10 protein-coding genes are annotated in these 10703 nt (G+C 59.0%); 4 read left to right on the forward strand and 6 right to left on the reverse strand.

Annotation, left to right across the window (positions count from 1 at the left end; translation table 11 throughout):
* Positions 1–60: 60 nt before the first annotated feature.
* The 4 genes from BM244_RS21880 to BM244_RS21890 form a co-directional block, all read right to left on the reverse strand.
* A complete protein-coding gene (locus BM244_RS21880) occupies positions 61–2304 on the reverse strand; it encodes an AAA family ATPase (protein WP_093401042.1) in 2244 nt (747 codons plus the stop codon).
* A gap of 2 nt (positions 2305–2306) precedes the next feature.
* Positions 2307–3062, reverse strand: coding sequence for a helix-turn-helix domain-containing protein (locus BM244_RS21885; protein WP_093401033.1), 756 nt, complete (start codon positions 3060–3062; stop codon positions 2307–2309).
* Positions 3063–3597: 535 nt separating this feature from the next.
* Positions 3598–4302 (reverse strand): hypothetical protein, encoded by a 705-nt coding sequence (locus tag BM244_RS22935; RefSeq protein WP_139227078.1) that lies wholly within the window; start codon positions 4300–4302, stop codon positions 3598–3600.
* Positions 4303–4527: 225 nt separating this feature from the next.
* Positions 4528–5085: a TetR/AcrR family transcriptional regulator gene (locus tag BM244_RS21890; protein ID WP_093401044.1), complete on the reverse strand. Its 558-nt coding sequence runs from the start codon at positions 5083–5085 to the stop codon at positions 4528–4530.
* 107 nt (positions 5086–5192) lie between these two features.
* On the opposite strand from BM244_RS21890, the gene BM244_RS21895 reads away from it, so the two are divergent.
* The 3 genes from BM244_RS21895 to BM244_RS21905 are packed head-to-tail and all read left to right on the forward strand — an operon-like array spanning position 5193 to position 7929.
* Positions 5193–5972, forward strand: coding sequence for an SDR family NAD(P)-dependent oxidoreductase (locus BM244_RS21895; protein ID WP_093401043.1), 780 nt, complete (start codon positions 5193–5195; stop codon positions 5970–5972).
* 51 nt (positions 5973–6023) lie between these two features.
* Positions 6024–7025 carry an NADP-dependent oxidoreductase gene (locus BM244_RS21900; protein ID WP_093401034.1) on the forward strand — a complete coding sequence of 334 codons (1002 nt, stop codon included), beginning with the start codon at positions 6024–6026 and terminating at the stop codon, positions 7023–7025.
* A 28-nt stretch (positions 7026–7053) separates the two neighbouring features.
* The gene (locus tag BM244_RS21905) at positions 7054–7929 is read left to right on the forward strand and encodes an alpha/beta fold hydrolase (protein WP_093401035.1); all 876 of its coding nucleotides are present in this window, start codon (positions 7054–7056) and stop codon (positions 7927–7929) included.
* Positions 7930–8095: 166 nt separating this feature from the next.
* On the opposite strand, the gene BM244_RS21910 is transcribed toward BM244_RS21905, so the two are convergent.
* On the reverse strand, positions 8096–9151 hold the full coding sequence (locus tag BM244_RS21910; RefSeq protein WP_093401036.1) for an NAD(P)H-dependent flavin oxidoreductase: 1056 nt from the start codon (positions 9149–9151) through the stop codon (positions 8096–8098).
* 164 nt (positions 9152–9315) lie between these two features.
* On the opposite strand from BM244_RS21910, the gene BM244_RS21915 reads away from it, so the two are divergent.
* Entirely contained in the window at positions 9316–9699 is a 384-nt protein-coding gene (locus tag BM244_RS21915) for a hypothetical protein (protein ID WP_093401037.1), read from the forward strand.
* A gap of 68 nt (positions 9700–9767) precedes the next feature.
* Here the strand turns inward: BM244_RS21915 and BM244_RS21920 are convergent, their stop codons facing one another.
* Complete coding sequence (locus BM244_RS21920) at positions 9768–10220, reverse strand: hypothetical protein (RefSeq protein WP_093401038.1); 453 nt, start codon at positions 10218–10220, stop codon at positions 9768–9770.
* Between the last annotated feature and the right edge of the window lie 483 nt (positions 10221–10703).

The following is a 10703-nucleotide window of genomic DNA, read 5'->3' on the forward strand; positions in this document are numbered from 1 at the left end:
CTCGATGGTGGCATTGGCGAATGTTTGAGTGGATCGTTAGCCGGTAGGGTGGTCGATCAGTTAGACTGACAACTTTGCCAGACCATCGTAATGAAGAGGCGCCATCTCTTTAACCATTTCCAAAATGAACGTTACGTTCTTTTGGCTCTCCGCAACAATAGCAGGATCAAATCCTTTTCCTGTCCGATGAGAATGGTCATTTGTAAACTTATATATTGCGGTCTTTTTATCCTCGTCGAACGTTACCGCCTCAAGCTGCTTGTACATCGTGGCCGTGGATGGAGAATGGAATTCCAGAAACGTTTCAAGCAGTTTTCTGGCGACGTTCGGAATATGATAACAGGCAGCGATCGTTCCATTTGATTTAAACGTGTAGAGCGTTTTGAACAGGAAGTGATATTCGGTAGGATGATCGATCAGCATTTGGTCAAGCGACTCGATACGGGCGACACGATTATCCTCAGTCTCGGCGCAAATAATCATGTAATAGGAGGCGGCCTTCTTGGTTTGCTTAAGCCAATCTAGAAGGAGCTTTAGAAACTCAAAATTGTGAGTAAGCAAAAAAACCTGCTTCGCGTCCTTAACGGCATTTTTGAGACTGGCGAACGCCTGATAGATCGCCGAGGAATCTAGGCTGGAAATCGGGTCATCGACGACAACAATGCCTTCAGTCACGTCAAATTCGTGATCGCCGAGTTGCACGACGAAATAAAGAAAAGCGATTGCCGTTTTCTCTCCCTCGCTTAAGCGCCGCGCCGATTTACCGCGGCGGAGAACGCGATAGCCTTCGTCGTTAGACTGAAACTCCAAGTCAGTACGGCCGAGAAAATCGCGTAGCCGCGTGGTCATTTCCGCACCACCGGCATGTTCGCTCGAAACTTTTGCCCGCTTCTCCTTCGCGGAGTTTAAAAGCGCTTCCATGCCGCGCGCATCGTCAAGACCGGGAGCGCCGTCTTTCAGCTTCTTCGCCTCTGCTTCAAGCTCCCTGACCTGTTGATCAAACTCGGCGGCTGAACCGGCAATCTCAGCCAGATAATGCCTTTCCAGCATCTCTCGGGCTCTGGCCTTGGCGGCATCAAACTGCGCGGTCTTGATGTCATGACGCTGGAGAATGCCGTCGAGTTGATTGGCGGCAGCGCCTAGCGCCTCGGTTTCAATAGAACCGTCGGCCTCGAAGGCGGTTGATCGGCGGACGAGTTTGTCGGCAAGGATCGTGTCAAGCGCGCCAAGCTTTTTGAGGCAGGCAGTTCGGGCCTCCTCAAACGCGGCTGACGCGATCTCATAATCTTTCCAAAGTTCGCTGTAGAGCGTCTGTTGGGCAGGGAATTGAAGAGCATTCAATTTTTCGGCGAGCGTGCGACCACGCTGGATGGCCGCTTCGATCTCGACTTTGAGAAGCTGGTCGGCCGCGCCGAAATGTTGGGCAAGTGCTTCGATCCGTGCCGGTGGGATGGGCTGGACGCAGTATTCGCATACCTCTGAGGAATGGTCGCGGTGAAGCCTGATACCTTCCTCGACCCACTTCGATATATCGGGGTTTGCGACAAGGCGCTGAAGGGCTCCCTCCTGTGCGGTCTTTGGTGTCAGCGCGATAACTAAATCAGAAAACTGACGTAGGGCGTCCACGAAAGGCACCGGCTCTGCCTGTCCGTCACGCAATTGGAATGGCAGCGCAAAACCCGACACCGGGGCGGCCTGCTTCTGCCGCAAGGTAGCACGACTGACCTCAAGCTCCTCCTCGGAGTATGCCTTCAGCGGCTGAAGCCGGACAAAATCCTTTTCGGCGTCGGGCTTGCGGTAGCTGCGAAGCGAGGCCCCGCTTGTTGCTTCGCCAATCGTCTTTGCCACTGCTGAGAAGATTTTGCCCTTCTCGGTCGCGGCCTTACCTATCGTGGTCGCGATCTCGCCAATGCGTGCGGAGCGGGCATCATAGATCGATTGCTCCCGGCGCACTTCCTCCGCGAGAGCCTTATTCTCGACGCCCACAATTAGGATCGGGCGTAACGGGCCGTCAAATTTCCCAATATTCGCTTCGACGTAATCTGAGTTAAAGACTCGGATTTTTCGAGTGCTCTTTTGCCCTTTGCCGATCGCGCCGCCTTCCGCATCAACGGCAAATTCTAATAGTGGATATTCGGGATGCGCCCCGCTGTTCAGCGCAGTGAACAATCTCGATAGTGTAGTTTTGCCTGCGCCGTTTTCTCCATAGATCAAGTTATAACGGGAAAATTCTTTGAGGCCTACAACCTGAGCGTAATCGCCAAAGACTCCCAAGTTCCTTATTTTTTTAATGGCCGTAAGCACTCTTATTCTCCCCCCGTGCTTCTTGCCCATCCCTTGAGAAGATAGGGCTGGCCGTTGTCTACATCGACCTTGGCAGTGTTCTCGCCATATTCACCGGGCGGTCCAAGGACAATCGCCACCCGGAATTCCATTTTGCTGATTTCATCGGGCGGGGGCAGTTCGAAACGCTCCGGAAGATGGCGTAACTGATGCGTGTAGTAGAGCCATACATCGTTCCCTTTGAGCAGCACTAAGAGCTGCCGGACCCGTCTCGCGAGGGCGATATCATCGGCCGGGGTAGGCTTAGCGCTCCAGTCCCGCTGCGACCACGTTAGCGCAGTCAACAACCGGATTAGCTCCTCAGCATATTCGCTGGTTTCGCCTGAAAGCTGCACGTCGACCTGAACGGTCAGGTCTTCCGAGTGCCCCGCGTCGTGAATGAGCTGCCCCTCATCCATCGTCGCATAGGCAAGGTCTTTATCGAAGCGTGGAATAACCCGGTCCTGAAACAAGTCGTCTAGGACACGATCCATTACCTCTTGTGGCGGTACCAGCTTCGGCACGTCGATCGCGAAGGCGACCTGATCACGTGGGACACCCAAATAATTTGCGATCAGGTCCAAGGTCGCGATGGAGATCGTCGCGTTCTTGTTTTCGATCGAGCGGAGCATCCGCTCGCTGACGCGGACGGCATGCGCCATCTCTTTCTGGAGCGATCCCTTCGCCAGTTGCTCCCTTAGCTTTTTGATTAAGGTTCCGTTTGGTGTGACCTTCTTCATCGTGACCTCTGCGGTTGTTCTCTCCGCAAGGCTACATGGTTTGCCCGTAAGCGGATCGGCACGCGAGCGGCAATGAGCGGCAGGCGACCGGCAAGCGCGGGTGATATCGCGCAAGGCAGACTGCGGGAGTTGGAAGCCCTGAAGCGTTCGCGCTGCATTGCTAGTTCTTGGAACTTAGCGCGTTAGCCCGTCAATCGTGATGCCTCAGACTAATTCACCCGGAGCCGCTTGAATAGGATCGAAAGGCTCTCGCCATTAGGCCAACATAGCAATTGTGACACTGATCACCAGCGATGGTCGGGCGCAGGAAGATAGACCTTTTTTCCTCACTTCGCCGCGTCCGTGCCAGTGTCAGAACCGAGCGGTTGTGACACCGCGTGCAAGGCTCATGCTTTCCGGTTTTTCGATCGTTTTCGGGAAAGGCGGCGCACCGCTATGTCGGCTATCGCCATTGGCATCCCCGTAAGCGGATGGTCCGCTTTCCTCTCCATCCCGGACATTCGCTGATGCAAAAATCAACGGTTTTGCATCAGCGTTAGTACCCTACTTCCAACGTCACGATCGTCAGCCGACCTTTGATTTTGCCAACCAACGTCACATTGCCGCCTGGCGAGTCAGGGCTGTTCATTGCCATGATGGTGCTGGACGTCATTAGGCCCGTGAAAAGAGGTTTGAAGGTTGTTGCACCCGGCGCGGTAACAATGGTGACCTTTGCCCGATCATCGACCCAGGCGCCGTAACCCCATGCTGCCCCTATGAACCGTAGTGAGTGGCCGGGAGGTGGCGGAGGAACGGCTGGCTCATAAAACTTTCGTGGCCCCTCACATCCTGCTTTGCTCAACCGGCCGTTAGAGAGTGTGCCTCCCTCATAATCAGCTTGGAGCACGTAGCAGCGACCATCGCTCAATGAGAGAGTGACGGGCAGAAAACCTGGGGACCATGCCGCTACGACATGCGTTTTGCTCGTTTCGGCTATCGCAAATGCGCCAACAACCTTGGCACGGCCTATAGCCAAGCCGCGCTTGTAAGCCGGATCAACGCGGAACACGTTTGATACCGCCGCATCAGAGATGCGAGCTAGTGACGGTGCGCTGGGATCTGATGGCACCGCGACACCTGGTCGCGATCCGTTACCACTGTATCCGGCGGGCGGGACAAACTGCGCCTGAGCGCTGATCGCCGCGACGGCTATGGTAATCCCCGCGCTTGCGCGCGCTAATGCTGATGCCTTGTTATTCATCTGCTACTCCCTGATCGGAGCAACTTACGATCGTGGCGGCAAAGAGCCAGCCGACATGTTGGCAGTCGGCATGATGCAAAAATCACAGGTTATGCATTGACCAAAAAATGGCGAGAAACCGTCTCCTGCGATATCTTGACCGCGGTGCCCATTTCGGAAAACCGTGGCCACAGAATCCACGCTGCCGATTGCCGTAACGGGATTATCCAGACTTCCCGAAGCGACTTAACAGCAGGCCGCACCGCGCTGATCGATCCAGGCACGTGTCTCCGCCAAGACCTCGTCGGATAGCGCAGGATCGTCGACAGCACGCGCGAGGATGACCGCACCCACCATCGCTGCCCAGCTGCCAATTGCCGCACGCCGCCTCTCGTCGGCATCCGCCCCCGAAACGGCATCGGAGAGTCGATCGATCTGACTGCGCAGGCCGTTGGTCATCGCCTCACGGGCCTCTGGTGATTGATGCCGCAACGGGCTGGCGAGGCCGGCGGTCGGGCAGCCGGTCGCCGCGTGGTCGCGGTGATGGGGTGACAGATACGCATCGAGATACGCCTGCAGGTCGCCGCTGACGCTGTCGGACGGGGTAAGCGCATGCGTGACCGTTTGCGCGATCAAATCGTCCTTCGACGCGAAGTGACCGTAGAACGCGCCATGCGTCATTCCTGCAGCCTTCATAACCTCTGACACCGTGACCGCGTCGAACCCGCGATCGCGAAACAGCATGCTGGCGGCATCGAGGATGCGCGTGCGGTTCGCCGACATCTGCTCGCGACTTACTTTCATGGCGAAAAACTCCTGGGACGGCATTGACAGTTTCATGACGGCCATCATATTTGATCAATCATGATGACCGTCATGTATATAAGCATCGGCCGAAAGAGAGCAATCCCATGACCCGTCCAACCGTTCTCATCACCGGTGCCTCCACCGGCATCGGCGCGACCTACGCCGACCGTTTTGCCCGTCGCGGCCACGATCTCGTTCTCGTCGCCCGCGATACTGCACGGCTCGAGGCGCTTGCGGCACAGCTCAAGGGTGAGAGCGGCGTGACGGTCGACATCCTGACGGCGGACCTGACGCGCGAGGACGATATCGCCGCGGTCGAAACGCGCCTGCGCGAGGACGCTGCCATCGAGATACTGATCAACAATGCGGGGGCAGGACTGGGAGGAAGCTTCGTCGACCAGTCGGCAGACGCGGTGCGGGGCAATGTCGCGCTCAACACGACGGCGGTCGTCCGGCTCGCCCATGCGGTTGCGCCGCGTCTCGTCGCGGCGGGCACGGGATCAATCGTCAACCTGGGCTCGGTGGTCGGGCTCGCACCCGAGTTCGGGATGACTGTGTACGGCGCGACCAAGGCGTTCGTGCTGTTCCTGTCGCAGGGGCTTGCGCTCGAACTCGGTCCGAAGGGCGTCTATGTCCAGGCGGTACTGCCGGCTGCGACCAGGACCGAGCTATGGGGTCGCGCAGGCGCCGACGAAGCCGCGTTGCCACCGATGATGGACGTGAACGAACTGGTCGATGCGGCGCTGATCGGCTTTGATCGCCGCGAGGGCGTGACGATCCCGACGTTGCACGAAGGCGAACTCTGGAATGCGTTCGACGATGCCCGGAAGGCGATGGTGCCGCGGTTCGCCCAGTTGCTCCGCGCAGATCGCTACGTCGCCTGACGTGCGCGCCGAGTGCCGTAACTCCAACGCCTCTAGAGGACACGAAGCATCATGAAAGCCTATATCCTCGACGCCTACGACAAGGGTAACCAGCTGCGGCTCGGCGAGATGCCAGACCCGGTGGTCGGGCCGGACGACGTTCTAATCGAGATCCACGCCACGGGCCTCAACGTCATCGACTCGAAGATCCGCAACGGTGAATTCAAGCTGATCCTGCCTTACAAGCCACCCTTTGTCCTCGGCGCGGATTTCGCCGGGATCGTGACGCGCGTCGGTGCCAACGTGACGCGGTTCGCGATCGGCGATGCGGTCTATGGCAGTCCGCGGCAAGGCCGGATCGGCACGTTCGCCGAGGTCATTGCGGTGGATCAGGCCGACGTCGCACTCAAGCCCGCGAACCTCTCGATGGAGGAGGCCGCATCGATCCCGCTCGTCGGCCTTACCGCGTGGCAGGTGTTGGTCGAGCGCGCCAAACTCCAGCGTGGCCAGAGGGTGCTTATCCACGCCGGATCGGGCGGCGTCGGGACGTTCGCCATCCAGCTTGCAAAGCATCTCGGCCTGCATGTCGCGACGACCGCTGGCACGAGCAATCTTGATCTGGTCCGGGAACTCGGCGCGGATACCGTCGTCGATTACAAGGCGCAGGATTTTTCCGACCTTCTGTCCGGCTACGACGTGGCGCTTAACAGCCTCGACGGGACGACGCTTGCAAAGTCGCTCAAGGTGCTGAAACCCGGCACCAAGCTCATCTCGATCTCGGGGCCGCCCGATCCGGTGTTCGCCCGGCAGCAAGGCCTCAACTGGGGTCTGCGCCAGGTCATGCGCCTGCTCAGCGCGAGCATCCGGCGGAAGGCGCGACGACGCGGCATCGACTACTCGTTCCTGTTCATGCAGGCGAACGGCGAGCAACTTTCGTCCATCACGACGCTGATCGAAAGCGGCGCGATCCGGCCTGTCGTCGACCGCGTCTTCCCCTTTGCCGCGCTGAACGACGCGTTGGCCTACATCGATACCGGCCGCGCAAAGGGCAAGGTTGTCGTCAGCATCCGCTGAATTCTGCCACTCGAACACGGTAGCCACCATGACAAACCCCGCCCCGCGCACGCGCGCCAACGACACCTGGATCGCCACGCCGACGCTCACGACCAAGGCGGCAGGCACGACGTTTGCCTATCGACGGCTTGGCCCGGCGCAGGGCGTGCCCGTCATCCTGCTGGACCACTGGGGCGCCAACCTCGACAATTTCGATCCACGCATCGTCGATGGCCTCGCGCAGGACCGGCCAGTCTACGCGCTGGACTATCGGGGCGTGGGTAAGTCGGGTGGCGAAGCGCCGCTTACGATCGCGGCGATGGCCGAGGACATGGTCGCCGTCATCGCGAGCCTTGGGCTAGACACTCTCGATCTGATCGGCTTCTCGCTCGGCGGGTTCGTCGCGCAGCAGATCGCGCTCACCTGGCCGAACCTCGTGCGCAAGCTGGTGCTGGCCGGTACCGGACCCGCCGGTGGCGCAGGCATCGAACAGGTCGGTGCAATTTCATGGCCGCTGATCATCAAGGGGCTGCTGACCCTGAAGGACCCGAAGGCCTATCTCTTCTTCACGTCGACCACGAACGGTCGACAGGCGGCTAGGGCGTTCCTGCTGCGGTTGAAGGAACGCAAGACCGACCGCGATGCGGCGGTGACGCCGAAGGTATTCCTGCGTCAGTTGCGGGCTATCGCGGCATGGGGCCGGCAGCAACCGCAGAACCTCGTTAGCATCGCGCGGCCGGTGCTCATCGCGAACGGCGACCATGACATCATGGTGCCGAGCGAGAACTCGGTCGATATGGCGCGCCGCATCCCGGGAGCCGAGCTTGTCCTGTACCCAGACGCGGGCCACGGCGGGATATTCCAGTATCACAAGGACTTCCTGCGGCGCGTGCGGGCATTCCTCGACGGCTGGAGCAGCACCTGAATCAGGTCGAGATGACGTTCTGCGCGGGACATAAGCAGTCCCTTCCGAGGGTATATTGCCACCATCTCACAGTGAGCAATCTTCCCGAAATTGGATCCTTTCGAGGATGCGGGTGTCCGCGATACCGCGCGCGCCTTTTTCGACAGTCTCGGTCAGTTGTGACATCCTAACGAGCCTGGGCTCGACATTCTTCAACGAGAGTAGCGACTAGCTCGGCCGCTGGCATCGCTCTGGCAAGCGGCGCACCTTGCCCGGCCCATTGCGCTCCGAATCCGCTTTTACCGGCTGCTTTCGCAGCCGCGTTCAGCGCCTTGCCCGCGTCATAGGCGATCGGATAGCCGGGTGCGGCGAGCCCGGCTTGCTCCCCCCATTCTGTGAAGCGGTTCCGCAGGCAGCGGGCGGGCCTCCCCGATATTGCTTGCGTCATCACCGTATGTTCCGCACCTGGCCCGGTCAGGGCGTCGCGATAGGCCTGATCCGCGCTGCTTTCGGGGCAGGCGATGAACGCCGTGCCGAGCTGCACCGCCACAGCCCCGAGATCGAGCGCGGCCCTGATCCCGTGCCCGTCCATGATACCACCCGCGGCTATCACTGGAAGGCCGGAGCGCAACACCAGCAGGCGGGTGAGCGCCATTGTGCCCAGGCAGTTATCCGGTGCGTCAGGGTCGAACATGCCTCGGTGTCCGCCTGCCTCCCAACCTTGGGCAACTACGGCGTCGATCCCGGCGTCCTTCACCGCGTGCGCTTCGGCGAGGTTGGTCGCAGTCGCCAGCAGAACACACCCGGCTGATTTGAGCGCGGCGATCGCATTCGCGCTCGGCAAGCCGAAATGGAAGCTGACTACCGGGGGGGCAAGGTCGATCAGCATGGCGAGCATATCGTCATTCTCGACCAGGCTTTTATAGATCGATCGCAAAGCCGCGGGAGGCTCGACGCCGAAGCCATTGAACACCGGGGCAAGCGCGCCGAGCCAGGAGGTTTCGCGCGCAGCGTCGCTTAATGCGGGCGCGTGAACGAACAGGTTGACGTTGAACGGCCGCTTGGTGCGAGCCCGCACGCCTTCGATCATCGCACGCGCGCCAGACGCGTCTGTCGCGCCTACTCCGATCGAGCCCATCGCACCGGCGTTTGAAACGACCGCGGCCAACTCGGGGGTGGACACGCCGGCCATAGGTGCCTGCACGATCGGCAGCGTGATCCCAATTGCTTGTAGCAGCGTCATGGAAAAGCAGTGCGCTTGAGGGCGACGGCACACAACAGGTAACGGCCGTCAGCGTCACAACCGAATGGCTGTGACAATCCTCGCTACTGGCAATCCACGCGCTGACATTGCCGGTATGCCTTCAATCGGGCATTTGTGAAGATAGGATCCGTCGAGGGTGGGTTATGGATCGTATCTATGTCCGCGAAGGTGATGGCCTGTTTCTGGGTGCCATCAAGCTTGTTTTCTTTGCCCCGCTGCTCGCGGTCCCGATTTATTCCGCAGTGTGGGGATGGAACGCGCTCACAACATTGCATTGGCACCCGGCGCTGATCGTCCTGGCGGCATTTTTCGCAATTGGCGTCATAACCGCAATCCTGACTGCATTAGCGAGCGCCCTTCCCCGCACGACAACTGCGATCGGCGTTCTCTACTGCACGGCTATGTACGGCCTTGCCGCTTATGCCATTACCAACGACCTGATCTGGACCACGGTGATCGCGCTTTTAACGGCAGTCATATCGTGGGAACCGGTTGCCTCGTTTATCTCGCGTCGAGCAGCCCACTGATCTCCCCGGGCCTATAACTTTCGGGCTCGGCGTATGCCGAGCCCCTTTTGTGTCGCGACCTTACCAGCTCAACGGCTCCTTGTCGGCGGTCCCGGTATTCGGAAAGGTTTTAGTCCCTGTCGTTCAATTTCGGCTGTAACCATCTGTCGATTTTGCGATCCTGAAAGGACGCGCAACAACAGCAAAGTTTCGATCTCTATGGCACTGGGTTCGCCTGTGTCCTGCGTTTCCTGGGTAGGTGCAACGAGCCGTTCTGCCACCTGATCGCGCAGCTCATCCATCGTTTCGCCCATATCGATCATGGCAGCGCGGATGCTCGCAAGCTCCTCGCGAATGAGGTCCGCACTCGCCAGCCGGTCACGCAGATAGGTGCTGATAGGAATGCCGCGCGCTTCGGCCTCGGCGGCATAAACCAGCATCTGGCTCTCGTTCAGCCGGACCCGCACCCAGTTCTCAAGCTTCATACGTCCCCTGGCACGCTCTGTGTCCAGATAGACTACGACAAGCTGCTGATAAATCATTACTTATTTTACTTAGAGGCACGTTCGCGGCACAGTTTACTCGGCGCACTTATAATTTTGCCGTTTTATTTCAATAACCTATCAGCACCGAAAGGTGCGTATGGTGTACGACCTAAAATCACGGATTTAAGGGTCGAAAATGAAGCGCTGACAGATCGGAAACGGGCTGGCCGAGCTTAAGGGGGTCCAAACTACCCTGATGAGCGCAGCTCAGCAGGCTAGCATACTCAATGATGCAGATCTGATGCGATTATAGCGCAGATATGATGCAATTGTGATGCATTCATGCACAGAACGACCTCTGAGAAAGAGATAGGGTGCAAATAGGGGGCAATTAGAGTGCGGATAGGGTGCAGGAAGGGTGCAGGAAGGGTGCAAATTAGAAGCACGGACGCACATCGGACGCACATCGGACGCACATCGGACGCACATCGGACGCACATCGGACGCACATCGGACGCACATCGGACGCACATCGGACGC

This window comes from Sphingomonas sp. OK281 (genome assembly GCF_900115295.1).
Lineage (GTDB): Bacteria > Pseudomonadota > Alphaproteobacteria > Sphingomonadales > Sphingomonadaceae > Sphingomonas.